Annotated in this window: 29 protein-coding genes; 22 read left to right on the forward strand and 7 right to left on the reverse strand. The window is 33.9% G+C overall.

The genetic code is table 11. The annotated features are described in order from the left end of the window. The first annotated feature begins 106 nt into the window (after nt 1–106). The 3 genes from ACWG42_RS10850 to ACWG42_RS10860 all read left to right on the forward strand — a co-directional run bounded on the left by ACWG42_RS10850 (nt 107) and on the right by ACWG42_RS10860 (nt 3,245). Nucleotides 107–1,213, forward strand: a complete 1,107-nt coding sequence (locus ACWG42_RS10850) for a patatin-like phospholipase family protein (protein WP_455792279.1) — start codon at nt 107–109, stop codon at nt 1,211–1,213. Nucleotides 1,214–1,303: 90 nt separating this feature from the next. Continuing rightward, on the forward strand, nt 1,304–2,137 hold the full coding sequence (locus tag ACWG42_RS10855; RefSeq protein ID WP_455792280.1) for a collagen-like protein: 834 nt from the start codon (nt 1,304–1,306) through the stop codon (nt 2,135–2,137). A gap of 46 nt (nt 2,138–2,183) precedes the next feature. After that, nucleotides 2,184–3,245 (forward strand): tetratricopeptide repeat-containing glycosyltransferase family 2 protein, encoded by a 1,062-nt coding sequence (locus ACWG42_RS10860; RefSeq protein WP_455792281.1) that lies wholly within the window; start codon nt 2,184–2,186, stop codon nt 3,243–3,245. Between the two features lies 1 nt (nt 3,246). Here the strand turns inward: ACWG42_RS10860 and ACWG42_RS10865 are convergent, their stop codons facing one another. The 3 genes from ACWG42_RS10865 to ACWG42_RS10875 all read right to left on the reverse strand — a co-directional run bounded on the left by ACWG42_RS10865 (nt 3,247) and on the right by ACWG42_RS10875 (nt 4,191). Then, on the reverse strand, nt 3,247–3,507 hold the full coding sequence (locus ACWG42_RS10865) for a hypothetical protein (RefSeq protein WP_455792282.1): 261 nt from the start codon (nt 3,505–3,507) through the stop codon (nt 3,247–3,249). Nucleotides 3,508–3,650: 143 nt separating this feature from the next. Then, nucleotides 3,651–3,875 carry a hypothetical protein gene (locus ACWG42_RS10870; protein ID WP_455792284.1) on the reverse strand — a complete coding sequence of 75 codons (225 nt, stop codon included), beginning with the start codon at nt 3,873–3,875 and terminating at the stop codon, nt 3,651–3,653. Then, nucleotides 3,865–4,191, reverse strand: a complete 327-nt coding sequence (locus tag ACWG42_RS10875; protein ID WP_455792286.1) for a hypothetical protein — start codon at nt 4,189–4,191, stop codon at nt 3,865–3,867. The genes ACWG42_RS10870 and ACWG42_RS10875 overlap by 11 nt, the downstream gene beginning before the upstream one ends. Nucleotides 4,192–4,974: 783 nt before the next feature. Between ACWG42_RS10875 and ACWG42_RS10880 the strand changes: the two genes are divergently transcribed. The 6 genes from ACWG42_RS10880 (at nt 4,975) to ACWG42_RS10905 (ending at nt 11,019) form a co-directional block, all read left to right on the forward strand. After that, nucleotides 4,975–5,523: a tyrosine-type recombinase/integrase gene (locus ACWG42_RS10880; RefSeq protein WP_455792327.1), complete on the forward strand. Its 549-nt coding sequence runs from the start codon at nt 4,975–4,977 to the stop codon at nt 5,521–5,523. A gap of 1 nt (nt 5,524) precedes the next feature. Beyond that, the gene (locus ACWG42_RS10885; RefSeq protein WP_455792288.1) at nt 5,525–6,598 is read left to right on the forward strand and encodes a DNA cytosine methyltransferase; all 1,074 of its coding nucleotides are present in this window, start codon (nt 5,525–5,527) and stop codon (nt 6,596–6,598) included. Beyond that, on the forward strand, nt 6,595–7,653 hold the full coding sequence (locus ACWG42_RS10890) for a DNA cytosine methyltransferase (protein WP_455792290.1): 1,059 nt from the start codon (nt 6,595–6,597) through the stop codon (nt 7,651–7,653). Before ACWG42_RS10885 ends, ACWG42_RS10890 begins: the two co-directional genes overlap by 4 nt. Before the next feature lie 233 nt (nt 7,654–7,886). Continuing rightward, on the forward strand, nt 7,887–9,308 hold the full coding sequence (locus ACWG42_RS10895) for an AAA family ATPase (RefSeq protein ID WP_455792291.1): 1,422 nt from the start codon (nt 7,887–7,889) through the stop codon (nt 9,306–9,308). Nucleotides 9,309–9,315: 7 nt separating this feature from the next. Then, nucleotides 9,316–10,482: a hypothetical protein gene (locus ACWG42_RS10900; RefSeq protein WP_455792293.1), complete on the forward strand. Its 1,167-nt coding sequence runs from the start codon at nt 9,316–9,318 to the stop codon at nt 10,480–10,482. Between the two features lie 117 nt (nt 10,483–10,599). Beyond that, nucleotides 10,600–11,019 (forward strand): hypothetical protein, encoded by a 420-nt coding sequence (locus tag ACWG42_RS10905; RefSeq protein WP_455792295.1) that lies wholly within the window; start codon nt 10,600–10,602, stop codon nt 11,017–11,019. Nucleotides 11,020–11,297: 278 nt separating this feature from the next. Here ACWG42_RS10905 and ACWG42_RS10910 read toward each other — a convergent pair whose 3' ends face one another. Genes ACWG42_RS10910 through ACWG42_RS10925 form a run of 4 tightly spaced genes read right to left on the reverse strand, consistent with a single transcriptional unit; the run spans nt 11,298 to nt 15,035 of the window. Next, on the reverse strand, nt 11,298–11,735 hold the full coding sequence (locus ACWG42_RS10910) for a hypothetical protein (RefSeq protein WP_455792297.1): 438 nt from the start codon (nt 11,733–11,735) through the stop codon (nt 11,298–11,300). A 3-nt stretch (nt 11,736–11,738) separates the two neighbouring features. Further along, complete coding sequence (locus ACWG42_RS10915; RefSeq protein ID WP_455792298.1) at nt 11,739–12,422, reverse strand: ribulose-phosphate 3-epimerase; 684 nt, start codon at nt 12,420–12,422, stop codon at nt 11,739–11,741. A gap of 2 nt (nt 12,423–12,424) precedes the next feature. Further along, entirely contained in the window at nt 12,425–13,099 is a 675-nt protein-coding gene (locus ACWG42_RS10920; RefSeq protein ID WP_455792300.1) for a hypothetical protein, read from the reverse strand. A 19-nt stretch (nt 13,100–13,118) separates the two neighbouring features. Next, entirely contained in the window at nt 13,119–15,035 is a 1,917-nt protein-coding gene (locus tag ACWG42_RS10925) for a BglG family transcription antiterminator (protein WP_455792302.1), read from the reverse strand. Between the two features lie 312 nt (nt 15,036–15,347). Here ACWG42_RS10925 and ACWG42_RS10930 point away from each other — a divergent pair, with 312 nt between their 5' ends. The 13 genes from ACWG42_RS10930 to ACWG42_RS10990 all read left to right on the forward strand — a co-directional run bounded on the left by ACWG42_RS10930 (nt 15,348) and on the right by ACWG42_RS10990 (nt 26,503). Further along, nucleotides 15,348–16,391 (forward strand): zinc-dependent alcohol dehydrogenase, encoded by a 1,044-nt coding sequence (locus ACWG42_RS10930; RefSeq protein WP_455792304.1) that lies wholly within the window; start codon nt 15,348–15,350, stop codon nt 16,389–16,391. A gap of 17 nt (nt 16,392–16,408) precedes the next feature. Next, complete coding sequence (locus ACWG42_RS10935; RefSeq protein ID WP_455792306.1) at nt 16,409–17,248, forward strand: class II aldolase; 840 nt, start codon at nt 16,409–16,411, stop codon at nt 17,246–17,248. Nucleotides 17,249–17,270: 22 nt separating this feature from the next. Beyond that, nucleotides 17,271–18,740, forward strand: coding sequence for a xylulokinase (locus ACWG42_RS10940; RefSeq protein WP_455792308.1), 1,470 nt, complete (start codon nt 17,271–17,273; stop codon nt 18,738–18,740). Between the two features lie 186 nt (nt 18,741–18,926). Beyond that, nucleotides 18,927–19,367, forward strand: a complete 441-nt coding sequence (locus tag ACWG42_RS10945) for a PTS sugar transporter subunit IIA (RefSeq protein ID WP_455792310.1) — start codon at nt 18,927–18,929, stop codon at nt 19,365–19,367. After that, complete coding sequence (locus tag ACWG42_RS10950) at nt 19,349–19,828, forward strand: PTS system mannose/fructose/N-acetylgalactosamine-transporter subunit IIB (RefSeq protein ID WP_455792312.1); 480 nt, start codon at nt 19,349–19,351, stop codon at nt 19,826–19,828. The genes ACWG42_RS10945 and ACWG42_RS10950 overlap by 19 nt, the downstream gene beginning before the upstream one ends. A 47-nt stretch (nt 19,829–19,875) precedes the next feature. Further along, nucleotides 19,876–20,661, forward strand: a complete 786-nt coding sequence (locus tag ACWG42_RS10955; RefSeq protein ID WP_455792314.1) for a PTS mannose/fructose/sorbose/N-acetylgalactosamine transporter subunit IIC — start codon at nt 19,876–19,878, stop codon at nt 20,659–20,661. A 1-nt stretch (nt 20,662) separates the two neighbouring features. Beyond that, nucleotides 20,663–21,502: a PTS system mannose/fructose/sorbose family transporter subunit IID gene (locus ACWG42_RS10960; protein ID WP_455792315.1), complete on the forward strand. Its 840-nt coding sequence runs from the start codon at nt 20,663–20,665 to the stop codon at nt 21,500–21,502. Between the two features lie 78 nt (nt 21,503–21,580). Next, nucleotides 21,581–22,624: a zinc-dependent alcohol dehydrogenase gene (locus tag ACWG42_RS10965; protein ID WP_455792317.1), complete on the forward strand. Its 1,044-nt coding sequence runs from the start codon at nt 21,581–21,583 to the stop codon at nt 22,622–22,624. 14 nt (nt 22,625–22,638) lie between these two features. After that, the gene (locus ACWG42_RS10970) at nt 22,639–23,493 is read left to right on the forward strand and encodes a class II fructose-bisphosphate aldolase (protein ID WP_455792319.1); all 855 of its coding nucleotides are present in this window, start codon (nt 22,639–22,641) and stop codon (nt 23,491–23,493) included. 9 nt (nt 23,494–23,502) lie between these two features. Next, nucleotides 23,503–24,864 (forward strand): sn-glycerol-1-phosphate dehydrogenase, encoded by a 1,362-nt coding sequence (locus tag ACWG42_RS10975; RefSeq protein ID WP_455792321.1) that lies wholly within the window; start codon nt 23,503–23,505, stop codon nt 24,862–24,864. Nucleotides 24,865–24,875: 11 nt separating this feature from the next. Beyond that, nucleotides 24,876–25,682, forward strand: a complete 807-nt coding sequence (locus tag ACWG42_RS10980) for an HAD-IIA family hydrolase (protein ID WP_455792322.1) — start codon at nt 24,876–24,878, stop codon at nt 25,680–25,682. A 55-nt stretch (nt 25,683–25,737) separates the two neighbouring features. Then, nucleotides 25,738–26,187 carry a DUF3800 domain-containing protein gene (locus tag ACWG42_RS10985; protein WP_455792324.1) on the forward strand — a complete coding sequence of 150 codons (450 nt, stop codon included), beginning with the start codon at nt 25,738–25,740 and terminating at the stop codon, nt 26,185–26,187. Further along, nucleotides 26,162–26,503 carry a hypothetical protein gene (locus ACWG42_RS10990; RefSeq protein WP_455792325.1) on the forward strand — a complete coding sequence of 114 codons (342 nt, stop codon included), beginning with the start codon at nt 26,162–26,164 and terminating at the stop codon, nt 26,501–26,503. The genes ACWG42_RS10985 and ACWG42_RS10990 overlap by 26 nt, the downstream gene beginning before the upstream one ends. Nucleotides 26,504–26,715: the final 212 nt, after the last annotated feature.

Here is a 26,715-nt window from a genome sequence, read left to right on the forward strand (position 1 = left end):
CTTTATCTTATCAATACATCATTTGAATGTTTGTACCATAAGTATACTATATTTTTATTACATGAACCATTTTTCTATTAGGGAATAGTATGGTGAGGGGGATAGATTGAATAAGAATGAACTGAAGATTGGACTTGCCTTATCGGGTGGGGGAATGCGAGCAGCTGTATATCATTTAGGGGTGTTGAAGTATCTGGCAGAGCAACACTTATTAGGGAGTGTTGCTCATATTTCAACAGTTTCAGGTGCCAGTATATGTATGGGACTCATCTATGGTTGTAACGATAATACATGGCCAGATGATGAGACCTTTTTGAAGAAAGTGTTGCCCAAGGTAAAAAAGTATATCACGGAAAAAGATATTCAATGGACAGCACTTTTTCGTTTGATTGTAAGTCCTTATTATTGGGATAAGAAAGTTAATTTATTAGGGAATGTGATGGAAAAACGATGGCATATTCAAGGTTGTTTGCATAGCATTGCTTCACATCCACTGTGGACTATTAATACCACTTGCTTTGAAACAGGAAAAGATTTTCGAATCTCAAGTGTGAAAATGGGACAAACGGATGGTGCTCATGTGAAGAATCCTCATATTCGTATTTCTCATGCAATGGCAGCAAGTGCAGGATTTCCTGTACTGATTGGCCCATATAAATTAAAGACGAAGGATTATACGTGGTGCGATAAAACAGGTACGATTACTATTAAACCTAGGGATGAGATACTGCATTTATGGGATGGAGGAGTCTACGATAATATGGGACTGGATCCATTGTTTAGAATGCGCGGAGAGGACTCTTTAATACGTCCTGTGAACTATTTGATTGTAAGTAATGCATCTACTGGTATTTCTCATAAAACACGTACAATGAGCTTTTCTATAAGCAATTTAAAACGATTGCTAGATATTAATATGAACCAAGTGAATACATTACGTAGTACAAGTATCAAAGATATGTTTAGAGAACAACACAATGGAGTGTATTTAGATATAGGAACACGGGTTGTGGATATAGTAAAACGTAGTAAATTATCCGATGAAGAAAGTAAACGAATTGTACAATCTGCGTTGAGTGATGAACAGGTTAACTTTGTTAAAGATTATAAGACATCTTTGGAAAGAGTTCCTGTGAAGGATTTTGATTGTATTTTAAAACATGGGTATGAAACAGCAGCATGTACATTTCATTGTCTAGGTCATTTTGCATAAAGTATGTGCGAAAATACTAACACATTTGCCTACTCTCGCATAAGATAGATTGAAACAAGAGCATGGAATTGAAACGAAAGGGGAAATGTTATGTTCCAAAATCAATGCGAGAATGAGTTTGATAATCTTGATTTTGATTGCCGTCCTTTAGAAGAGTGCGATGTATATGATGAAGAAGATTTTACATGTGGTGAACAGTGTGGGTGTTCATGTGGGTGTAACTGTGAACCGTTGATTGGACCTACTGGACCTATGGGACCACAAGGGGCAAGAGGAATACAGGGACCTAGAGGATTACAAGGACAACAAGGTAGAGAAGGAATCGAAGGAGCACGTGGACCACAAGGTGTTACAGGAGCACAAGGAGAGCCAGGAATTCAAGGCGCAACTGGAGCAACTGGACCAAGAGGGGAAAAGGGAGCTACTGGGGCAACCGGCACAAGAGGTGCCACAGGACTTCAAGGCCCACAAGGACCTCAAGGAAATACCGGTCCTGCTGGAAAAGATGCGTCGAATTTACAGTTTGCCTCCGCATCCTTATTTGCATTTACCAATAAAAACATCTGTCCATCCGAGGCCCTGATATTTGATATCAGTAAGATCCAAAGCGGATTTACAGTAGTAGATGATTATCGTAGTTTGTGTGCAGCACATCAAGGTACGTATGTAGTACAGTTTGGTTGTAGAATTTCAAATTGTATGGAGAGTGGAAATGCGATTGCTTTAGAGTTGAATAATACCATGATTATTGAAGAATCAAGAATGTTGGCAATTGGACAAAGCTTTGTTCAAGGAACCATTATTTTGACACTTCATACAAATGATACCATTCGACTTGTGGCAGATAGTGAAGAACCACTTGTACTATGCAACGAGAATGAAACAATCAATGCGTATCTCATCATCTATCAAATCAATTCATAAAAGGATGGTGGAAACTATCCTTTTGTACATAACAAGGGGTGATCATATGATAAGTATTAGTGTGTGTATGATTGTAAAGAATGAGGAAGATGTATTGGCTAGATGCTTGGATTGTGCGAAACAAATCGCAGATGAAATTATTATTGTAGATACGGGAAGTAGTGATACTACAAAACAAATCGCAAAGGAGTACACAGATAATGTGTATGATTTTTCATGGTGTGAAGATTTCTCTAAAGCTAGAAACTATTCCTTTTCAAAAGCTACTAAGGATTACTGTATGTGGTTGGATGCAGATGATATCATACTAGATGAAGATATACGTAAATTTCAAGCACTTAAACAGTCAATGAATGGAACAGAGGATATTGTGATGATGAAGTATCATACTGGATTTGATGAACAAGGGATTCCGGTATTTTCATATTATAGAGAACGTTTGATAAAGAATGATAGAACACATGTTTGGGAAGGTGTCATTCATGAAGTGATTTCATTAAGAGGAAATATTCGTTATGAGGAAATTGCGATTACCCATCGAAAAGTGCATGTCGCTGATCCAAAACGTAATATACGAATCTTTGAAAATCTCATAGCACAAGGTGTTGCATTAAGTCCAAGAGAACAATTTTATTATGCAAGAGAACTATATTATCATCAACGTTATGAAGACTCCTATGCTATGTTTGAAACCTTTTTAAAGGGGAAACAAGGTTGGATTGAAAACATCATTGATGCATGTCAAATGATGGGATATTGTGCATATTTTATGGGGCAAGAAGAGCATGCCTTAGAATGCTTTTTTAAGAGTTTTCTTTATGATACACCAAGAGCTGAATTGTGTTGTGATATTGGAAAACATTTCTTTGATCGTGAACACTATAAACAAGCTATCTTTTGGTATGAATGTGCACTCACCGCAAAAAGAAATGATCATAGTGGAGCATTCGTAAGAGGGGATTGTTATGGATATATTCCTAGTTTGCAGTTGTGTGTATGTTGGTGGAGATTAGGAGATAAAGATAAGGCAAAAGAATACAATGAAAAAGCTGGTCAATATAAACCAGCTAGTAAAGAAGTAGAAAAGAATAGAGAATTATTTCTTTAGTTTAATATAGATAAGGCTTTGATTTGACGTTGTTTTGTACCTCGACAGGAGTAAAGCCTCTTAAATCATATCGGCGTGTATTATTATGTGCATTTATAAGTACCTCAAGGAGCTTATTAATTTCATTTTCCGTAATAGACAATATTTTTTTATACTCAGTAAATAAGATATCCATGACATGATCAGGACCATACCCTGACATGAAGATATTTGCAATTTCCATTGTTATGTCATCCGCAATCCAATACGTATCACCTTTCATAATATGTTGTTCTATAAAGTTAAATAGATTCTTGAAATGTGGATATGTAATGTCCGCATACGCACTAGCTACAAAAGCATAAAATTCTGGCTTTCTATCAGGATAATAAAATTCATGGCTGGAAGCTTTGTTGTATAGGCGTTCTATTGTAGTAGGCGTATCGATGATCTTTGCCTTGTATACGAAATATTATAAAGTTGAATCGTTGTCCTTTTTGAAATAAATTTTTCTAGAACTTCTTTGATTGTAGTTTCATCAACATCTTCATGATTGTAATGATGTATTGAATCTTTGATATCTTTCAAAGTTACTGCTCCATAAAGATGTGCACAACATTTAGAGAATTTTATAATATTTTTATCGTTCACGTGCGTCCACCCTGTTTGTTAAAAAGTCTTCAAACTCTTTCGTTTTTTTATGCAAGATTAAAAAATCATAAACTTCATCATCTGTTAAATCTTTTTCATATTCATCGATGATATTACAAACAGTTTCACTCAATGGATAAGGTTCACCACTTTGTGTACGAATGAAATGTAAATACCAAGAATCATCAACCACACTTAAATAAATTGATGCGCTATCCTCACCCATATCTCCCCAAATGGGTTTTGAGAATAAGTCAGTGTAAAAGGATAAATCTTTGTGCTTCGATTTGATTGTTGCTAGTTCGTTTTTTGTCATGTTGTTCCTGCCTTTTATCGATTTTTTTTAAATGAAATTTTTTGTATTTTATGTAGGAGTGCTTCATTTCATTATTATGATATCAGAAAACTTATTAAATTAGAATGATTGCTCCAATTTTTTTCAAAAGGAAGAACAACAAGTTTTATTGAGATATAGTAATGATAACATGATCGTTAGTATAATTGTAGAAATAGCATCTGTGATTTCATCTTGGTAGTTTTGAAAGATCATTTCTCGAATTTGAAGTACTATACATGTTTGATATAATTGAAAATGTTCTATTTTTTTACTTTCGTTAAGCTTGACGATGATTGTTTCAAAAAATGCGAATAATGTTATAAGGAAAGACCAAACTTCTAATTATATTGGCAGCGTTTACAAAATTTCCTCTACAAACAATCTTCTTAAAATAATAAATACATTCAAAACAATTCAATGTGATTAATCCTGGTAATCTTTGGTAAAAACAGTAAGCTATTTTTAATAAATATGTCCTTTATGTATGTAAAATAAGATAAATGATTTTCTTGGTTCGGATTATTTAAAATATGTGATTTTATTGAATAGTTGCTAAATTGATATGATTTGTATTGTGGCTCATAAAACTAAGCTAAGATATTATATAGCACATTCATATTTTAAGAATCTTTACATGATGTTTTTAATGAGAGCATATGAAAAATATTAACAAAATTTGATGAAGTATAATAGTTAATCTATTGAATTATTATGATTCCTATTGTATAATTAGAGCAGCAAATATTGGCGTTTTTATCATTTTTGCTGCTAGGAGGTTTAATTATTTTTATAATCAAAGAAAAAAAAGACATCTTCAGAATCATGAATTATTTTTCAAATAACAATTTAAAAACAGAAAACTATTTATTTTTTTTGGCAATAACGACAGGTTTACCAATATCTGAATTAGTTAAAATTCGTAAAAAAGATGTTGTAAAAGGGAATGAAATTGTTGAGTTTTTGATTGTGAAAAACCGTAAATTTTATTTTACTAAACAAGCAAGAATGGTTATGAAAAAAGTTTGTTCTGAATGTAATGGCTCGGAGTATGTATTTTTGAATAATTCATTGAACAACAAATATGATAGAAGTCAATTTTATAAAAAAATACGTGAAGCAGGAAAGTATTTAAAGGTAAGCGATATATTGTCTTGTACGTCTTGTCAGTATACATTTGCTTACCATTATTTATTAGGAACAGGGGATATTAACTATTTGTGTAAACTATTTGGTAAAACAAAAACAACATTAATTAGAGATTTGTTTGAAAATAATGTAGAGTTTGAAGATTATACAATTGAGGAGATTTAATATGAGATATAAGGTTTTAGATTTGTTCTGCGGTGCTGGAGGCTTGAGCCTAGGGTTTCAAAATGCAGGATTTGGAATTTATGGTGGTATAGATTTTGATAGGGCTGCAATGTCTACACATTGTTGTAATTTTACCACTAAATTTCACCATTGTGGTGATATATGTGAAGTATCAGATGCAACAATACAGAAAAAACTAAAAGAGATTGATGTGATTGTTGGTGGCCCACCTTGTCAAGGGTTTAGTTCAGCAAATCGATACGCAAAAGATGAAGATGATCCCCGAAATAAACTTTTCTTTCAATATATTAGATTTGTGAGAAATATTAAACCTAAAATTTTTGTTATTGAAAATGTCCCAGGCATATTGACAAGGGACAATGGGTATGCAAAAAATAAAATTATCAAAATCACAAGCGATTTGAATTATGAAGTTTCTGTTAAAGTTCTTTCTTCAGATGTTTATGGTGTGCCTCAAAAAAGAACTAGAGCATTTTTTATAGGAATTAGAAAGGATTTAAATGAAAAATTTGATTTTGAAACATTAAAACCAATCTATGAAACAACTACAGTATATGATGCAATTGCTGATTTAATGACCATCGAAGAAGAAGATGGAATTAATACCTTAAAAGGAATTAAAAGAACCAATTTACAAGAATATTATTATAATAAGGATAGTAATACTGTATATAATCATGTTAAAACAGTACATGATGCCAGAGTAGTTGAGCGTATAAAGCATGTACCGCAGGGGGGGAATTGGAAGTATGTGCCAGAAGAGCTATGGGATAGACAAAGAAATAATAGGCATTCCTCAGCATATAAGCGCCTTGATTTTACTAAACCTTCAATAACAATAGATACAGGACATATGAATTATTTCCATCCTGTATTTCATAGAGTTCCCACTGTTCGTGAGTCAGCCAGAATACAAACATTTAAAGACGCTTTTATTTTTAAGGGAACAAAAACGGAGCAGTATAGGCAGGTTGGGAATGCTGTGCCACCTTTGTTGGCGCAAGCTATAGCAACAGAGATATTGAATATCCTTAAAAGGAGTGAAAATAGATGAATATAATAGATTTGTTTTGTGGGGCAGGTGGATTAAGTTTAGGATTTGAACTCGCAGGTTTTAAATCCATTCTGGCCATAGATAAGTGGAAAGACGCCATTGATACATACAACGAAAATAGAAATGAAAAATGTGGAACAACAATGGATGTACACGAATTTAGAAATGCTGATTTGTTAAAATTGAATAATGAACAAAGAGTATGTGGCATAATTGGTGGACCACCTTGCCAAGGTTTTAGTCTAGTTGGGACAAGGGATACTAATGACCCAAGAAATTCATTATATATGGAATATGTAAGGTTTGTAAGTGTGATAAAACCAGATTTTTTTGTTCTAGAAAATGTGAATGGTTTACTCAGTTTAAATAAAGGTGAATACAAAAAAGATATAGAAAAGAGGTTTACTGAACTTGGGTATAATGTTAATTTTAAGTTATTGAAAGCAGCAGATTATGGTGTCCCACAAGCTCGATCTAGAGTGTTTTTTGTTGGATTAAAAAAAGAGGTATTTCAAAATCAATTTTTTGATTTTGAAAAAGTAATAAGAAAAGAAAAAGTGTCAACATATGAAGCGTTAAGCGATTTACCAAATCTAAGGGATGTCGAGCAATCTTTTAAATATATAACTACACCTAGAAACGAGTATCAATGTCTTATGAGAGAAAATTGTGAGACCATATCTAATCACGTTAAAACCAATCATACTCAACAGACAATAGATATCATTTCTATGGTGCCAGATGGTGGTTCTATCAAAGATTTGCCGGAACATTTCTATAAAGTACGTAATTATAATAACGCGTTTAGGCGTATGGATAGCAAGTTGCCTAGTAATACAATTGATTGTGGTCATAGAAACTATTTTCATTACACAGAAAACAGGGTTCCGACTGTGCGAGAATCCGCAAGAATTCAAAGCTTTCCAGATAGATATTTCTTTACTGGATCAAGAACAAGCCAATATACACAAGTAGGAAATGCAGTACCTCCATTACTAGCGAAAGCAATTGCTATGGAGATTCGTAGAATGTTATATGAAAAAAAAGATATATAAATTATTAATTGCTTTGTGCCTATGAATGGTAGAACTACATTTATAGGCCTTTTATTATGATTTTGATAGTGTTGACGATGATATGTAGGAAAAGGTATAATTGTGAAAAATCAATATTTTGCTACTAAAACATATAGGGTGATTGCTCAAATATTATTTTGTCGTTATGTATATCGATTCATATCCAAAATATATAATACATGATATAATCAATTAGAAAAGAGGCGATATAAATGAAAAAAGAAATTTATAAAGGTGAGATAAAAGTTACTCAAGCTAAAAGGGAAATAGTTTATAAAGGTGGGAATCAACAATCCTCATACAACCTTTCTTTATTGCTTGAAGAGAAATTGAAAGAGGCTAACGTAATAGTTCCTTCCGGAACATATGAAGGTCAATTTGTTTTGAGTCATGATTATACCCTCATTCTAAGCCCAAAGGTGATCGAATTAATAGGAGAGAGTTTTGATAATAAAAATAACAAATTGATTTTTACACATACAGAGGCAGCTGATGGAACTACTAAATTTCAATTAAAAAGAAAAGATAATTCAAATACTCCATACTCATGGTTTAAAGAATTATATGATCAGAATGTAGTAGGATCTATCATATCTTTCTTTTTAGATCAAGAAAAAAAGGAATTGATTTTTGATGTACAATTTCCTAATGGAGCACAATCTACGCTTTATGATGTTGTAGCGATTGAGCAAGACATATCTGAGGGAACCGGTGTTTATAGAAATGCGAATTATCAAAAAGAACACATGCAGATGATTTATTATGGCGCACCAGGAACTGGTAAGAGTTATAAGGTTACTCAAGAAATTTTAAAAGAATATCCTGAATATGAAAAAGAAGGGTCCCCTTTTGTTTTTCGAGTAACTATTCATCCTGAGTATACGTACTATGATTTCATCGGTAATATAATGCCTGTTGTTTCTGTAGATGAAAATAATAATAAAAGCATAGAGTATTCATTCAAAGCAGGCGTTTTCACAAAAGCATTAAAGATTGCCCTTGATCCAAAGAATAGTCAAAATACAGTTTTTCTTGTTATGGAGGAAATGTCTAGAGGTAACATATCCGCCATTTTTGGAGATTTGTTTCAAATATTGGATCGTAAAGAAGGAATATCAGAATATGGAATATATAATGATTTGATTTCAAATTATATATTCGATGTCGACAATAATGAAATTAGGCTTCCTAAAAATTTAAGTATATTGGGAACTGTTAATACCTCTGATCAAAATGTTTATGTTATGGATACTGCCTTTAAACGAAGATTTGATTTTGAATACATTTCAACAGACATAATAGATGGATTAAATGATTTTGTCTTTACTTTGAATGGCAAAGAAATATCATGGTTGAGGTTCTGTGATGTTTTTAATTCATATATAGTAGAGAAATTAGGTTTTGCGGAAGATAAACAACTTGGTCAATTTTATATAAGAACTGATTCAACAGAAGAAGCAATTCTAAATAAACTTTCAGATAAGTTGCTTTACTATTTATGGAATGATATTCATTTAGCTAGTTTAAGTGGAGTTTCGATAATTGATGATTCTATAAAATCATTTTCAAAACTTTTGAAAAAATTTAAAAACAAGGAGAATATTTTTGTTCAGGATTTTTTTGACAAATTTTAATGGGAATATGGGTAAGTTAGAATATATTATTGATGGCTCGATTATTGATCGTGAAATTTTAGAAGGATTTAAAATACCAGTTGAGTTGATTAGTGAAACATCAAATGGTGTATATTCAAATTTTGTTGGAGTTTTATTTTTCAAAGGAGAAAAACTTGTATCATTTCCAAAGCATTTTTTAAAAAATATGGGAATCGAAGAAAGCATGATGTTGATTTTGAAGGTATTGAAAAAGTATGCGCTCTCTAAGTCATACAACGAATTCGATGAAAAAAACGAAGATATGACTCTTCTCTCATCTATAAACTATATAGTAAATTATTTTAATGCTTTTGGATTGCACTTCAATGAATACTACACCTGTTCAAATGAAAATAATGGAAGAGTTAATTGGAAGTCAACAATCATCAAGTCTGCAAAAATCATATCAAATGACAACTTGGTCTTTTTTCCTTTATTCACATATAAAAAAAATCGAGAGTATAGCTTTGTTGGTGATTGCATGAAGATAGTATTGAATTATGTAATTGATAACTGTTCATTTTTATATCATGTAAATCATTACAAAAAGTTTATGTTTAATGAAACTCTCTTTGAGAATAATATCATGGTTATATCATTACTAAAGGAATTATTGCATAGTGAGTTCAAAGATATCAACAAGAGGTTAATAAAATCATTGATAGATTTTTTTAGATATAGAGCATCCTCTAGTATTACATTTAAAGCCTACACCAAAGATTTTGAGAATATATGGGAGGACGCTGTTGAAGATTATTTAAATGAGCAATTTAGTGGTTGTGTATCTAATAATTATTCGTTTGATGGAGTAAATAAAGTTAAGTTTAAAAAAGAAACATTTAGAATTGATTATCAACAACATAGCCCTAAATCAATATCAATTGATCATTTTGCTGAAACACCTAATGACGTTTATATTTTTGATTCCAAGTATTATAAGGAAATGCATGAGCTAAATTATAAACAAGTATCGTATCACTATTTCATTGATTCATTGTACAAAAGCAAAATTATTCATAATGGTCTTATTATGCCTACAGAAGAAGAGCGAATATATGAGGTTTGTCATATTGATCGAAAAGAAGTTGATGGTCTCTATATTTCAGAGATATATTTACCTTGTGCTGAAGTTTTAAGCAAGTATGCAGAATGACTTTAGACTTAAATCATCTAATTTAAACAATTCTAAAGAAAATAGGTAGGATTTATTCTATAGCTATTTATTATTCTATACTTCAAGTGTAATATGTACTCAAATGGAGGTAGTTTTATGGCGAAAATAAAATTATATAGTGATCGTTTAAAAGAAGTAGGCGAAAAAAGTGGATTAAATTGGTGTTTTGCAGATGCCAATGTGAATTCTCAAGATGCTTACATAGCAATTCCAAAAAGATTTTTAAGGGAGTACCCAAATTTTTTTCCTGCACATGGTGAGTGTATCGAAGTAACCTGGGATGATGGCACAAATATGACTTGTTTATTGGAAGGCACTCAAGAAGTAAATGGACAAATTACATTTAAGCAAATTTCATCTTACAAAGATAAATCAGTGTTAGGTTCATACTTACGGAATAGGTTAAAAGTTAATGATTCTCATCTGATTACAAGAAGTGACCTTGAAGAATACGGAAGGGATGATATAGAAGTTTCAAAATTAAATGATAAATATATATTCGATTTTAGCAACTAGTAATGGACATTAATAACTGATATTGCACTAATGATATCTGGTTACTATAAGATAGTGCACTCTAATGTTTTTTTTACTATTGATGTAAAGTGTATTTTTTCTAATTTAATGTAAATTATATTTTGCAAAAAGGGAATAATCTTGACAAGTAATAGATATGTTCCCTTTTTAATTAATATTTATTCTAAAATACCACAGAGTTATCTCGTGTAATGAGGCACTTACGAAATATATCACCAAAACAAGCTTCATAAAGGTTGTTGTATGGGCATCGATGATCAGTAAATAGAGAAGAATTCACAAATAACCTTCACATTCTTCCTCTGGTTCTTTATATCCGTTCCAGCAGGTTGGTTTACCCATAAGATTTTTATTTCTTCCTTACCAAAGTTGATTTCTGCACTACACTTTAAGATACCATTTTTATATGTGAACTTTTGGATATCTTTAATAGGTATACGGAATTTACCTGTAACTCTTGTAACGTCTAACGAATTTAAAGTCACGATATTTACATTTTTATTTGTCAATCCTACATAACAATAGATATTAGTAGACCCAATCTTTGGACGTTTATCTTGTGAGGTTGTATAAGAAAGTAGTTTGGGTGTACTTGTCACAATGGAAGCCCATGTTTGTGCTTTATACTTTTCATTCTCTTGTAACATCTCATTCAATTCTGTGTTCATGCTTTCTTTATTCATAGTGAACGCCATAAATTATCCTCCTATTGTTTGCTTTAGTAGTGCTATGTTTTCATCAATGGAACGTAGTCCATTAAATAATCCAGAAGTACCACCAGTAAACATAGTGGCACCTGCAATTGCACAATCTGCAATTGTACCTGTATGTATGTTACCATCAACTTCAATTACTTTATCAAGATGCGCTTCTCTTAGAAGATTGTGCATCTTTTTTATATGTTGTAGAGCATCTTTATGAAAACTTTGTCCAGCAAATCCTGGTTGTACCGTTAGTTTTAAAATCCATTCTGCATGTGTGGCTATCTGTATAAAATCATCAGGAACTTCACTATCACAACGAAAAGCAAGGACTGGTTTTGCGCCTAGTTTTCTTATTTGTTGGAAGGTGTCTAGAAGATCTACATCAGCTTCATAATGTATCGCAACATAATCTGCACCATTTGTAATGATGGGTTTTAAATATGGAGTTGGATGAGCACACGCTAGGTGTGCTGTGATTGGTAGACTTGTATACTTGCGAAATACCTTTAACATAATATCTCCAAAGATAAAGCACGAGTTGAAAGTTCCATCCACGACATCATAATGTAAACTGTGAATGGTACTTTGATTGATTTGATGCATTGCTTCTTCTATGTGACCTAAGTCGATACAAGATAATGAAGCATTCACATATATCTTGGTTGTATCTAGTTCCATACTTATCCTTTTTGTTTCAACAACGCAAGAATATGGGGTTCATATGGAGTATGTACACAGTTTTTTAATGCGGATTCTAAATAATTCTTACTTGTTTTCTTATTGTTTTGATATGCGTATTGTAATCCTAATAGGTATTCAAAGATACCAAGGCGAACACGCTGCGCTGGATTGTTCGCAAGGTTAGGGTGTTTCTTTATAGAATCTAAACGACTTTTGATTTCTTGGATATGATCACTTTTTTGTAGAGCTAGAATATCGTACATCATATCCATAACATGTACTTCATTTTCATTCTTCGCATCTTTTCTACAAATCTTTAACATCTTTTCAGCTTTCGTATAATCCTTATTTTCAAGATAGAAATAGAACCCCTGTTTTGCGACAGCTGCTTTTTGTTCTTCTTTCATTTTTAGACGAGTAAACATGGTATCTAATTGTGCCTCAATCTTTTTTGTGTCGGCTTGCATAAAGTACGCATTCAATCTCATGAATTCTCGATTATAAGGTCGAAAGGAGAAGGTACATATAAATCCATCCAATAACGTTTCAAACTGTTCGTACTCTCTTTTTCCTAAATGCGTCGTAAGTTTTTTATACGTTATACGTTTCGCGATTTGTGGAAGAATAATCAAAATAATAATCGCAAGGGATACTATAATCACAGTTAATGTCATATGGTGTTCGCTCCTTTATTTATAAGATATGGGATTTCAGATTTTCTTCACAGACTCTCTTAAAATCATCATAATCTTCTACTGATAAAATTTCTTGTTTGAATTGATTATTGAATAATAGTGGAGATAAATAATCCCACGCTCTAAATGCTTCTAGGTTGTTTTTCTGGATACATACTAGGAAAATTAGATTTACATGATTCCCTTCGTTATCCCAAACGGCAGGTTTCTTTAAGATGATTTCTCCAATAAAGGAATCATCGGATATTAAATGCATCGGGTGAAGAATCGCTACGCTATTTCCAAAGTAAGTACTACCAAATTCTTCTCGCAGTTCGATTTCTTCTGAAAGGTTACTTACTTGATACAGTTGTGAAGCCGCATCAACTAAACATTTTTGAATTTCTTCTTTTTTCGTAAAGTCCTTCACGAAGAATAATTTTGGATCAAATAACTTCATGATATCTTTTACATTCTTGAAGCCTTCAATTCGAACTTTAATCTTTTCTAGTTCTTTAGAATCAGGGAAGAACGTAAACTTGGTTGCTAAACCAGATTCTGTTGCTCGATTGTCTTCTGTTGAGAAGAATAAGTCAAATTGATCAAGGTCTAAAGTATCCAAATCATTTCCAGTCACAAAGGTAATAGAAACGATATATTTTTGAAACTTATCATATAAGAATTGTTCTAAAAGGAAGTATTCGGAACGTTTTAGATTCGTGATAATACAAATGCGTTTATTTCCTTTTAGTACGGAATATTCATTGATACTTTTGTTAAAGTAAATTGCTAGAAACGCAGTTTCACTCTCTTTGATTTTACATTTATAGCGCTCCGATAATAAATAAGAGAAGAACGTTGCGATATCAAAGGCATAAGGGAAACTTTGTTTGATATAATCCAACATTTCATTTTTTATTTGTACATTGTTACGTGCTCTAGAAATCAAAGGAACACAGTGTAATGCCAAAGAAATACGAAGGTCTACATCGTGTGTGAAATCTGTTGGATAAGACTCACGTATCTTTTCTAAAGCTTCTAAAATAAAGGTATTTAAGTCTTCGGATATATAGTCAGTATTACTAAAATTGCTATGGTTGTTGATATACATTGCTAAAAAGTTAATTTCTGTTTGTGGAACACGAATGAAGTATTTGGTTTCAATGCGTTCAAATATATCCGCAGCTATTTGGATTTCCGCATCATATTGTCCATCACTCGTAATATCTTCATCGTTTAAATAGAAGAAATTCATAATTCGTTTAATGGAAACATTTAACCAAATGATAATGTTTTGAAATTCTACATCAGAAATAGGATATTGACGTTCTAGTAATTCTTTCATTAAAGTCTTACGTATAAATTCCACATGGACTGCTTCAGTATCTGCCATAAGCTTACTAGAAATCATCGGAAGAATAGCAAAGCTATTATCCATTAAGCATGTTCTTTTATCTCTTTCTAATCCATCAATCCAGATGTAACCTTTTGTTTGAATCAAACGTAAAGAGAATTTGCTTAATATTTTTTCTAACTCTTTTAAATCACTTGTTAACGTTGATTTTGAAACGAAAATATAATCTGCGCACTTCGTTAAGGAAATGCTTTTTCTTTGACTTAATAAAAAATTTAATAACTTATAAATACGATCATCGCGATAATTGATATTAAACTCATCACTTTGAAGCTTCATTTCACCTAAATATTGGGCAAATCGATCACTGTCTAATACTTTTATACGAGTCCCAAAAGGTACTTTTGAATCGATATCAAAGATATCTGATAAAGAAGCTGTATCATCTTTAATTGCCTTAATATCGTTTTGAATCGTTCGCAAACTTACATTAAATTTATCAGAGAAATAATTTGCTTTATAATACTCTCCGATTTTCTCGCATAACTCTAAAAATATACTTGATTGTCTCTTTGTGAGCATACTTTTTTACCTATGAAATTCTACCATTAATAAGAATTTCATTTACCCCTTTCTTGTCTTGTAAAAATAAAAATATGAATCTAATTTTAACATAAGTTCGTACTATTTTAATTCATATGCACATATATCATATCTTAAATCAATTATGAAAAAAATTGACTTTTTCGTAATTGATACGCAAGAACATTGGTAGGTTTACTTCATAATGAATGTGCAATTCTTCGAAAATACACAATTGAAATTTTACTATAATGAAAATGGATAACAGATTGCTTGTTTGATAGAAAAACACAATCAATCGAAGGAGGAAATATGAAAGCTTGCGTAATAGAAAAACCAATGGAGTACAGCATTAGAGATCTTCCAATGCCAGAACCAAAGGAAGATGAAGTATTACTACGTATTACAGTTGCAGGGATTTGTACCAATGATATTAGGGATTATAAAGGATCTAAGTATACGTATCCAAGAGTAGGTGGACATGAGTATGCTGGGATTATTGAGAAGTTGGGAAGTCAAGTAGATCCTAGATTATTCCATGTAGGGCAGAAGGTAGTGAACTATATCATTGATGAGTGTGGTGTGTGCTATAGCTGTAAACATGGAAATGAAAATATCTGTGATAGTGCAGAACAAGGAAAGACGTTCTATAACGAAGGAGGTATTTCTGGATATTTTGGATTTGCACAATATATTGCGGTAAAGGCTCGTCATTTACATATCTTCCCAGATGATACACCGGATGAATTGGCAGCGTTTGCGGAGCCTCTTGCATGTGTCATCAATAGTATTAACAAAACCAATATTCGTATGGGAGATGAAGTGGTTATCATCGGTGGAGGCGTTATGGGGCTCTTGCATGTATTGTGTGCGAAAAAACGTGGTGCTCATATCATTGTAAGTGAAACCAGTGCTGAACGTCGCGACATTGCCTTGAAGATGGGGGCTGATGAAGTCATCAATCCGATGGATGGTGATGTAGTCGAAAAAGTAAAAGAATTAACTAATGGTAGAGGCGCTCATGTGGTATACAACACAACCGCAATTCCTGCAGTTGCAAGACAAGCAATCGAAATGACAGCGAAGAGCGGCTTGGTCAATATGTTTAGTTCCATCCATCCCAATGAACCAATCTTAGTGGATGCGGGTAGACTTCATTCACAAGAAATTAAAGTCACTGGGACGGTGAGTCCAACCGTAGAATCTTTTGCGCAATCCGTGGATTGTATTGCGAAGGGAATTATCGATGTAACACCATTGATTGAAAAAGTATTCGACTATCAGGAAATCAGCGATGCGATGGATGTCGCAATGCGCCCTGAAACATTTAAAGTAATGCTCAGATTTTCAAAATAAATTAAGGAGGAAAAAGGATGAGAATAGTAAATGGATATGATCTGATAGCGTATGCAAAAGAAAGAGGATTGATATTACCTGCATTTAATACAACAAACCTAGAAATGACAAAGGCGATTATCAAAGGATTAAATGATGTACACCTTCCAGGAATGGTACAAATTTCTTCTAATAACTTACATCTTTCAGATCCACAAGTAATTGCTGACTTGATGCGTGCTTTTTTAAAGGATACAGATACACCGATTGGTCTTCATTTAGATCATGGGAAAAGTTTTGAAGATGTGAAAGCATGTGTAGATGCTGGATTCACCTCTATTATGGTGGATGCATCTGATCAAGATTTTGAAGGAAATATCAAAGAGGTAAGAAGAACGGTGGAATACTGTCATTTGCACAATGTTCCAGTAGAAGCAGAACTTGGTGCCATTATGGGAAAAGAAGATGATGATGTAAGTGAAGCAGATTGTAAAACGGATCCTGCGAAAGTAAAAGAATTTGTGGAACGTTCTGGATGTGATATCCTTGCGGTTTCTATTGGAAATGTTCATGGATTGGATGTGACTCCAAAAGTAGATTTAGAATTGTTGAAAAAGATTGCGGAAGTATCTCCAGTGCCACTTGTACTTCATGGGGGATCTGGCATTCCATTTGAACAAATTCAAGAAATGCGTAAATACAATATGATTAAAATCAATTATGGATCTGATTTACGTAAAGCATTTATTCAGACATTTGGAGAAGCCTATGAAGTGAATCATATGGAAGCAAACCTTTATGGATTGAGTATGAAAGCAGTTGAAAATGTGAGTAAAACAGCAAGTGATTTAGTACAAATTATCAATGGTCTAAAATAAAAAGACAGAAGGGAGGCATCTTGTGTATTATGTAGGACTTGATATTGGAACTTCCTCTTTAAAATGTGTTGTGATAGATACGGCTTGCGATATTGTATATGAACATGGATATTCCTATGCCTTTGATGAACCAAGGGAAGGATATCGAGAAATAGATCCAGATGTTTGGTTTCAAGCAGTACTGCATGCGTTACAAGATATCCATGAAAAATTTGATGGTACCAATATTTCTACCATTGGAGTAACTGGTCAAATGCATACGACGGTCTTTCTAGATGCACAAGGAAAAAGTGTTCGAAAGGCCATTATGTGGAATGACTTGCGTAGTAGTGATATGGTCGCTCCTTTAAAAGAGAGATTAGCGAAGCGAGAGGATACCAAATATATTGCGAAGATTTTATCTACTGGAAGTCCCGCAATGAATACGCTTTGGGTAAAAGAACAAGAGCCTGAAGTATTTCTTAAAGTTCGTAAAATCATGACTGCCTATGACTATATCGTATATCGTTTAACAGGAGAATATAGTGCGGATTATTGTGATGCGTCTACGAGTTCCATGTACGATATTGTGTCGAAACAATGGTCTGGATATATGTTGGATATCTTGGGAATTGATGATCACTATTTAGGTCCTATTTACGCAAGTTGTGATGTTGTGGGGACTCTTCGTGAAGAGCTATGTGAACAGTTGCGTATAAATAAACGCATCAAAGTCATTGCTGGTACTGGGGATAATCCAGCCAATGCAGTAGCAATGGGTGTATTGGACCAACAACAACCCGTCCTATCTTTAGGAACTAGCGGAGTTATTATCTTGGCTAAAGAAGATAAGGATTTTGAAGGATTAGGAAAGAATGTAGTATTCAATGCGCAGCATGATCGTTTTGTAAATGTTGTACAGGGAACAGTGCGTTCTGCTGGTGGCACACATAAATGGTGGGTGGAAAATATAGTAGAAAGCAGTGATATGGGAATTGACCAAGATCGATTAAGGAATGCTTGTGGGAAAGAACATCACATCTTATTCTTTCCACATATCACAGGGGATAAAATGATTTATCAGGATATTAATACAAGAGGAGCTTTTATTGGATTAAGTGCCAATAGCAAACGAGAGGATATGTTACAGGCTGTGTTTGAAGGCGTTGGATATGCACTTCGGGAAGTGATGGAAAACATGCATTTGAAAGCGTGGCCTAAGCGTATGCAAATCAATGGTGGAGGTACAAGAAGTGATGTTTGGATGAACATCATGGCAAATATTTTACACTGTGAACTAGAGGAAGTAAGCATGAATGCTTCTCCCGGATATGGTGTAGCACTACTGGCAGGGAAAGTAGATGGGATAGAAAAAAAAGAATCACAAAAGACAACAGGAAAGGTATATGTTCCTTGTGACAATCAAGTAAACATATACGAAAAACAATACCGAAAATATCAGCGTATGTATGGGGCTTTGAAAGAAATCATGGAAAATGAACCATTAAAATAAGCGATAAATAGGGATGATGTGATGAATTTCGTAATCATTATGAACTTGTGTAGAGTCTAGGTTACGTAATCATTACGAAGATTAAAATAAAAACACGCGAACAAAACATTGTAAACTATAACCAGATGATGGAAACGCTTCCAAAGAGGTGCTTCCTCACAGAGGGAATGTAGAAAGGAAGATATTATGAAAGTTATCTTAGTATCTCATGGTTCTTTTTCCAAAGGATTGTTTGAAACTATGGAAATGGTATTGGGTGAACAGCAAGATTTATCATATGTAGGATTATATCCACATCAAGGAGTGGATATCCTCATAGAAAATATTGAAATAGAGTTTAAAAAAGCAGAAGTAGGAGAAGAAATCCTGGTGCTTACCGATTTATTCTATGGAAGTCCATTCAATGCAGTTGTACAGCTAATGAATACCTATGATGTATATCACTTAACAGGTATTAATGTTCCACTGTTAATGGAAATTCTATTGATGAGAGGGAATGGAAAAAGTGCTGCAGAAATTTGCGATGAAGCAATGAAGCTAGCTGGCAGTACCGTACAGGATGTAAAGAAATACCTAGCAGATTTACTTGATAATGAGGAGGATGAAAAATGCGAAACATCGTTTTAGCACGAGTGGATGATCGTTTGATCCACGGCGAAGTAGTAACCGCTTGGACACCAAGTTTAAGCGCCAATCGAATTGTAATTGTGGATGATCAAGTTGCGGCAGATAATTTCAATCGTCGTGTCTTGATGGCATTAGCACCACAAGGAACAAAGGTTGCGGTACTTTCTGTAGAAGGAGCAACCAAAGCATTATTAAAACCAGATCCAGGAAATGAAAGAGTTATCGTATTAACGAAAACACCAATCGTATTTGAACAATTGGTTGATGGTGGAGTAGAAATTAACGAAGTATGTCTTGGTGGAATGGGAATTCGTGGAGATCGTAAACCATTTGTGAACAACGTATCCGCAAGTCCTGCGGAAGTAGATTCCATTCGTCGCATGAAAAATGAAAAAGGCGTACATGTGTATTATCAATTAGTACCTGAACAGAAGGTAGTCGATATTTCAAATTTGTTATAGCGACAGATTCTGTTGAGACATAAAACTTAAAAGAGAGGAGAAAATTTATGTCATTAGTACAAGCGATTCTATTGGGGATCCTGTATTGGATTGGAGAAGCAAACTTACCATTTGTTGGTTTGTGGACGATTCAAAGACCATTGGTTTGTGGGTGGATAGCAGGTATCATTTTAGGAGATCCATTGAAAGGTGCCATGGTTGGTGCAAGTATCAACTTGGTTTATCTTGGATTCATTTCTGCGGGAGGTTCTATGCCAGCCGATATGGCATTAGCTGGAACACTAGGAGCTGCATTTGCGATTACTGGGAAATTGGATGCAGAAACAGCCTTAGCATTATCTGTACCGATTGGATTATTGGGAACATTGATTTGGTATTGTCGTATGACCTTCGACTCCATATTTGTACATATGGGAGATCGATTTGTAGAAAAAGAACAATACAATAAAATTTGGATTTCAAACGTATTATGTCCACAGATTATGGCAGCTATCATTTGTATCATTCCATGTTCATTAGCGGCTTATTTTGGGGCAACGTATATCGAAGGTTTCATTGAAATGTTATCTGGAACACCATTGAAAATATTCCAGATTATTGGTGGATTGATGCCTGCACTAGGAATTGCGATCACTTTACAATACATCTTCAAGGGTGAAAGTCGTGTATTCTTATTCATTGGATTTGTAATTGCAGTATATTCAGGACTTGCCTTATTACCTCTTGGTGTATTAGCGTTATTGTTTGCGATTGTATATGTACAAGTACGTTTCAGAGAGGGTAGTGGTAAAGGTAATATCTCTGTAGAAGCTGAGTTAGAGGAGGATTTCTAATATGGCAGAACAAAAAGCAAAGCACGTCATTCCTAAGAAACATCTGTACCACGCAGCGTTTAACTGGGAGACTTGGGTACAGTGCTGTTATAACTATGAACGTATGATGGGTATGGCTTGTGGACACACATTCGTACCGATTATCAATGATTTATATAAAGATGATCCAGATGGAGCTGCAAAACGTAAAGAAGTCATGCAACGAGAAATGGAATTCTTCAATGTTCATATCGAGTTTGGTTCTTGTATTCTTGGTATGGCAATCGCTTTAGAGGAACAAAGATCATTAGGAGAACCAATTCCAGGTGAATTCATTACATCCTTAAAGACTTCCTTAATGGGACCTTTAGCAGGTATTGGTGATACGATTTATCAGGGTGTATTGATCCCTATCCTATTAGCAATTTGTATCGACATCACACTTACCGGAACTGTTTGGGGTGCTGTTGTATATCTTGTCTTAATGTTAGTTATCAGTTATGTATTTAGTTTCGTGAACTTCTTCTTTGGATACCAACAAGGTTCGGAAGCCATTATGGACTTCCTCGAGAAGGGGCTGCTTGATAAGTTATTGGTAGGTGCTCAAGTCATGGGGTGTATGGTTATGGGTGGACTTATCGCTAACTATGTAAAAGTAGCCTGTGGTTTACAGATTATTACATCTGGTTCTGAATTCAATGTACAGACTCAATTATTTGATGCGGTAATGCCGGGTATCTTACCATTCGGATTTACCATGTTAGTTTACTGGTTAATGAAAAAAAGATGGACATCCATCAGAATCATTCTATTGATTGTAGTGATTGGTATTATCGGTGGATTAACTGGAGTCTTAGCTTAGTATCATAAAACAAAGAGACCAGTAGCTTACGACTGGTCTCTTATTTCTAAAGGTGAGTGAATATAGGAGGAAATCACAATGAAAGCATGTGTATTACAAGGGCCAAAGGATTATCACATCAAAGATATTGATATTCCTGAAGTAAAAGATGATGAAGTACTAGTACGTATATTAACATCGGGGATTTGCGTGAATGATGTAAGAGATTATCAAGGATGTAAATGGTCATATCCACGTATTGGTGGGCATGAATATAGCGCAGTCGTAGAAAAACTTGGAAAAGATGTAGATCCAGAGCTGTTTAAAGTAGGAGATAAAGTCATTAACTTTATCATTGATGATTGTGGAGTCTGTCCAGATTGTAAACATCATCATGAAAATATTTGTGCTAACTTTACCAAAGGAACTGCTTACTATAATACAGATGGTTATTCTGGGTTCTATGGTTTTAGTGAGTATGCAGCAGTAAAAGCACGTCATTTGTATGTGTATTCAAAGGAAACATCAGATGAAGAAGCAGCATTTGCAGAACCACTCGCTTGTGTATTAAATAGCATCAATCGTTCCCATATCAAAATGGGAGATGATGTAGTTGTCATCGGCGGAGGTGTAATGGGGCTCCTTCATGTATTGTGTGCAAAGAAACAAGGAGCGCGTGTTATCCTTAGTGAAACAGATGCAAAACGTCGTGAATTTGGTTTAAAATTAGGCGCAGATTATGCGATTGATCCTTTGGAATCTGATCCAGTAGAACAAGTGAAGAAGCTTACTGGAGGACGTGGAGCAAACGTTGTGGAAAATACAACAGCTATTCCTGCAGTTGCGGCTCAAGCAATTGAAATGACCGCAAAGAGTGGATTATGTAATATGTTTAGTTCCATTCATCCAAATGAAGCAATCCTAGTGGATGCGGGACGTTTACACTCTCAAGAAATTGTTGTGACTGGAACACAAAATGGAACCATTGAAACATTTGCCCAAGCAATTGATTGTATTTCAAAAGGCATTATTGACGTAAGAGCGTTGATTGAAAAAGTGTACGATTACACAGATGTTGTAGAAGCAATGGAGTGTGCAAGTCGTCCAGATACGTATAAAGTTATGTTACGTTTTTCTAAATAAGGAGGAAAACAAAGATGTTAGCAAATTTAAATGATGTATATAAAATAGCAAATGAAAAGAAGATTGCGATTGGAGCGTTTAATATCGTAAACTTTGAAAATATCTTAGCTGTCATTGAGAGCGCTGAGAAATTAAATGTACCTGTAATCATGGAGTTTGCACAAACCCATGAAGAAAACAACGTAATGGATTTAGATACCATAGGGCCTGTTATGGTACTGATGGCACAACGTGCAAAAGTACCTGTTGTAGTTCATCTAGATCATGGTGTGCAATTGGAGTATATTGAAAGATCTATCGAAATGGGATTTACCTCCGTTATGTTTGATGGTTCTGCTTTATCTTATGAAGAAAACGTACGACAGACAAAAATTGCTGTAGATATGGCACATGCACATGGTGTTACAATTGAGGCAGAGATTGGAAAAATGGCAGGTCTTACGCTAAACAACGAAGGTGTTACAGAAAATCGTGCAAGCGATCGTAAGAATTACACAGACCCTTTCGAAGCTAAAGACTTCGTAGAAAAAACAGGTGTAGATTGTTTGGCATGTTCTTTTGGTACTGTACATGGAGAATACTTCGCAGAACCAAACATTGATTTTGAACTTGTGAAAGAATTGCATGAGGCAACAGGTCTTCCTATCGTAATGCATGGAGGTAGTGGTGTTTCTCATGAAGACTATAAGAAAGTAATCGCAAATGGGGTACGTAAAATCAATTATTTCACGTATATGGACAAAGCAGGGGGAGAAGGAGTAAGTGCAGCTGCACCATTCAAATTCTTCCATGATGCGGCAAAAGCTGGTCAAGATGCTATGCAGAAAGATATCGAAGCTGCAATGCGTTGCTTTGCGAATATGGATTAGGTAACGCCTATGAAAATGAAGGTAGACAGTTTTGAAATCAATGATTATCTAGGACATACATTTGATTGTGATTGTCATAGAGAACATACGACAAGACTTGAAAAAGTGGTTATATGTGAGGATGTTGAAAAAGATGTTCTTATGTATTTAAACCAATATAAATATCAATGCATTTATATAGTAGAAGATGAAAATACATACGTTGCCTATGGAAAGTTACTAGAAGAATATCTTACAAAGAGTGGAATTGTATGTGATCATGTTGTATTAGAAAAAGATGTTGTTCCTGATGAAATAGCAGTGTTTAAAATACTATCAGGTATGCAGAAGAAATATGATTTTATAGTCGGTGTTGGTGCAGGAACCTTAAATGATTTATGTAAGTTTGTATCCTATAAACTAGTGTTAGATTATGCAATTGTTGCGACTGCGCCAAGTATGGATGGATATGCATCCATTGGATCTGCACTTATCATTGATGATTTAAAAACAACGTTTGATTGTCATGTGCCAACGGCAATCTTTGGAGATTTGGATGTACTAGCAAATGCACCTTTGGATATGATCAAAGCAGGATTAGGTGATATTGTAGGAAAATACAATTGCTTAATCGATTGGAAAGTAGCAAATATTATCAATGATGAATATGTATGTCAAACAATTATTGATATGGTGTACAAATCCATTCAAGAAGTTGTGGATAACGCGGATGGTGTATTAAAACGAGATAAAAAAGCGGTAAAAGCAATCAGTGAAGCACTTATTGAAACTGGTATGGCAATGGGTTTTGTAGGAAATTCTCGTCCAGCTTCTGGTAGTGAACATCATGTATCACACTATTGGGAAATGAAGTTTCTATTCGCTCATAAACCTCCGATATTTCATGGCGCTAAAGTGGGTTTAGCTACACCTGGTATTCTTGCGTTATGGAAAAAATTAATCCAGGAAGATCTTGATTTTGAAGCATGTAAAAAACGTATACAAGCATTTGATTATACACGTTGGGAAGAAAAGGTTACCTCTTGTTTTGAAGGCGCAAGTGAGGGTGTTCTTGCGTTAGAGAAAAAAGCAGGAAAAAACAACATCGAAGAGGCATGTAAACGTTTGGATGTTATCGCATCTCGTTGGAAGGACATTCAAACACTTATCGAACAAGAACTTCCACAACCAGATAAAGTAGTAGAAATCTTGAAATCTGTAGAAGCCCCTTATCGTCCTGATCAAGTAGGTATTGATAAGGAAATGGTAAAAGATAGCCTATTATTGGCGAAAGAAGTACGTGTACGTTATGGATTACTACAGTTACTGTGGGATTTAGGACTATTGGAAGAGTATAGTGATTACTTTGTAGATTACTATGAAAACATATAGGAATTAGGGATATGATGATAGAAAAAGATAAGATTAGAGAAAGAATGAAATCTATAAAAGTATTCGTACTTGATATGGATGGAACGATATATTTAGGGAAAGATTTATTTCCATATACCCATCGCTTCTTAAATACGGTAATGGAAACAAAGAGGAACTATTATTTCTTTACCAATAATTCCTCTCGTGATATAGATGCCTATATAACAAAGTTAGATCATATGGGTATACATATCGAACGTAATCAAATGATGGTATCCACACATGTGATACTTCGTTGGTTAGAAAAACATCATAAAGGAAAACGCGTGTATGTCGTTGGGACACCTGCATTGCGTAAGGAATTTGAAGCACATGGTTGGGTGTTAGATGAGGAACAACCACAGATTGTTATTTTAGGTTTTGATACAACACTAACCTATGAGAAACTTTCAAAAGCCTGTACTTTTATACGTGAAGGTGCCCTGTATTATGGCATCAATCCAGATTTGAACTGCCCTATGGAACACAACACATTTATTCCAGATTGTGGAAGTATGGCAAAACTGATTGAGGCTAGTACTGGAAAGTATCCGGAATTCTTCGGGAAACCAAGTCCAAAAACATTGGAATATATCATCGAAGAAACCGGATATGAGCCAGAACAAATCGCAATCATCGGCGATCGACTTTACACGGATATTGCGGTTGCGAACGGCAGTGAAGTGACTAGTGTTCTAGTATTAAGTGGTGAAACACAAGAAGATGACATTAAAAAAAGTGAAATAAAACCCGATATAATAATTCAAGATATCGGTGAATTAGCGGATTTGATTTAGGTAATAAAAAAGAGGTTGAAACTATAGGGATTTCTATAGATATTTCCTCTTTTTTATGTTGGAAATAATTACTTTAGGTGGTACAATCATATTAAATAGCAATCTAATGAGGATGGCAAATATTTATATAGATGAATCAGGATCAATGTGTATAAATCCGATTAATAAAAAGAACAATTATTTCTTTATTGCTTTGGTAAAAGTTAATAAATCAGAGATAGCTAAAAAAAGGTTTAAAAGATTCATTTCTAAAAATATCGAGGAGTTAAAGAAAATCGATGTTGAAAATAAAATGTTCATAAATGGGAAATTCAAAGAACTAAAAGGTAGTGCATTGACTTTTGAATTGAAAGAAAAATTTGTACGATATATGTGTTCTAGTAATTGCATAGAAGTCTATTTGATAAAAGTAGATAACAACGCTGCGACAGAGAATTTATTTGATAATACAGCGAGAGCATTTAATTTTTTTATTGAAATTGGGATTACAAAAGTATGCAACTGAAAAACTGATATGTGAAAATGAAATCAATTTACATTTAGATAATAGAAATGTTAGAACAAATACAATTTATTTGCTAGAAGAATATTTAAATACAGAGCTAGCAACAGGCGCAGGTTTATATAAACGTATTACAGCCACGTATTATCAATCGGAAAATTGTCGTTTTGTGCAAATTGCAGATGTATTTGCTAATATCCATTTTTCATCGCAGTTTAATAAAAACTACAATAGAATCTTGAAAAAACTTAGTGAGGAAGGTTATATAAAAGATAGCTATACCTTTCCTAAAAAATCAGCAGATGCTTTAAAAAGCTAGATAATATACAACTAGTGGTGTAAATCATCATAGTGTCAACCGTTTTTGAAAATGTCTCAAAAATAGTTAAACATTAGTACAGTCATTGTGATGCTTCATCGTTAGTAAATAATTTTGAAACGAAGCATGTTTCCATGGATGACTCATCGGTGGAATATATTGCTTCTTTTCTTTTTTTACTTCTTTAACTACTTCAAAATTTAATGAATATT

The sequence above is a fragment of the Amedibacillus sp. YH-ame10 genome (genome assembly GCF_053848885.1).

Bases quoted from the DNA above. Each gene is read 5' to 3' on its own strand.
- ACWG42_RS10955 (WP_455792314.1), top strand. From the start codon at position 19,876: ATGTCATTAGTACAAGCGATTCTATTGGGGATCCTGTATTGGATTGGA.
- ACWG42_RS10950 (WP_455792312.1), top strand. From the start codon at position 19,349: ATGCGAAACATCGTTTTAGCACGAGTGGATGATCGTTTGATCCACGGC.
- ACWG42_RS10960 (WP_455792315.1), top strand. From the start codon at position 20,663: ATGGCAGAACAAAAAGCAAAGCACGTCATTCCTAAGAAACATCTGTAC.
- ACWG42_RS10945 (WP_455792310.1), top strand. From the start codon at position 18,927: ATGAAAGTTATCTTAGTATCTCATGGTTCTTTTTCCAAAGGATTGTTT.
- ACWG42_RS10935 (WP_455792306.1), top strand. From the start codon at position 16,409: ATGAGAATAGTAAATGGATATGATCTGATAGCGTATGCAAAAGAAAGA.
- ACWG42_RS10855 (WP_455792280.1), top strand. From the start codon at position 1,304: ATGTTCCAAAATCAATGCGAGAATGAGTTTGATAATCTTGATTTTGAT.
- ACWG42_RS10900 (WP_455792293.1), top strand. From the start codon at position 9,316: ATGGGTAAGTTAGAATATATTATTGATGGCTCGATTATTGATCGTGAA.
- ACWG42_RS10975 (WP_455792321.1), top strand. From the start codon at position 23,503: ATGAAAATGAAGGTAGACAGTTTTGAAATCAATGATTATCTAGGACAT.
- ACWG42_RS10915 (WP_455792298.1), bottom strand. From the start codon at position 12,422: ATGGAACTAGATACAACCAAGATATATGTGAATGCTTCATTATCTTGT.
- ACWG42_RS10980 (WP_455792322.1), top strand. From the start codon at position 24,876: ATGATGATAGAAAAAGATAAGATTAGAGAAAGAATGAAATCTATAAAA.
- ACWG42_RS10895 (WP_455792291.1), top strand. From the start codon at position 7,887: ATGAAAAAAGAAATTTATAAAGGTGAGATAAAAGTTACTCAAGCTAAA.
- ACWG42_RS10920 (WP_455792300.1), bottom strand. From the start codon at position 13,099: ATGACATTAACTGTGATTATAGTATCCCTTGCGATTATTATTTTGATT.
- ACWG42_RS10875 (WP_455792286.1), bottom strand. From the start codon at position 4,191: ATGACAAAAAACGAACTAGCAACAATCAAATCGAAGCACAAAGATTTA.
- ACWG42_RS10910 (WP_455792297.1), bottom strand. From the start codon at position 11,735: ATGGCGTTCACTATGAATAAAGAAAGCATGAACACAGAATTGAATGAG.
- ACWG42_RS10965 (WP_455792317.1), top strand. From the start codon at position 21,581: ATGAAAGCATGTGTATTACAAGGGCCAAAGGATTATCACATCAAAGAT.
- ACWG42_RS10925 (WP_455792302.1), bottom strand. From the start codon at position 15,035: ATGCTCACAAAGAGACAATCAAGTATATTTTTAGAGTTATGCGAGAAA.
- ACWG42_RS10930 (WP_455792304.1), top strand. From the start codon at position 15,348: ATGAAAGCTTGCGTAATAGAAAAACCAATGGAGTACAGCATTAGAGAT.
- ACWG42_RS10885 (WP_455792288.1), top strand. From the start codon at position 5,525: ATGAGATATAAGGTTTTAGATTTGTTCTGCGGTGCTGGAGGCTTGAGC.
- ACWG42_RS10890 (WP_455792290.1), top strand. From the start codon at position 6,595: ATGAATATAATAGATTTGTTTTGTGGGGCAGGTGGATTAAGTTTAGGA.
- ACWG42_RS10985 (WP_455792324.1), top strand. From the start codon at position 25,738: ATGTTGGAAATAATTACTTTAGGTGGTACAATCATATTAAATAGCAAT.
- ACWG42_RS10970 (WP_455792319.1), top strand. From the start codon at position 22,639: ATGTTAGCAAATTTAAATGATGTATATAAAATAGCAAATGAAAAGAAG.
- ACWG42_RS10905 (WP_455792295.1), top strand. From the start codon at position 10,600: ATGGCGAAAATAAAATTATATAGTGATCGTTTAAAAGAAGTAGGCGAA.
- ACWG42_RS10865 (WP_455792282.1), bottom strand. From the start codon at position 3,507: ATGAAAGGTGATACGTATTGGATTGCGGATGACATAACAATGGAAATT.
- ACWG42_RS10860 (WP_455792281.1), top strand. From the start codon at position 2,184: ATGATAAGTATTAGTGTGTGTATGATTGTAAAGAATGAGGAAGATGTA.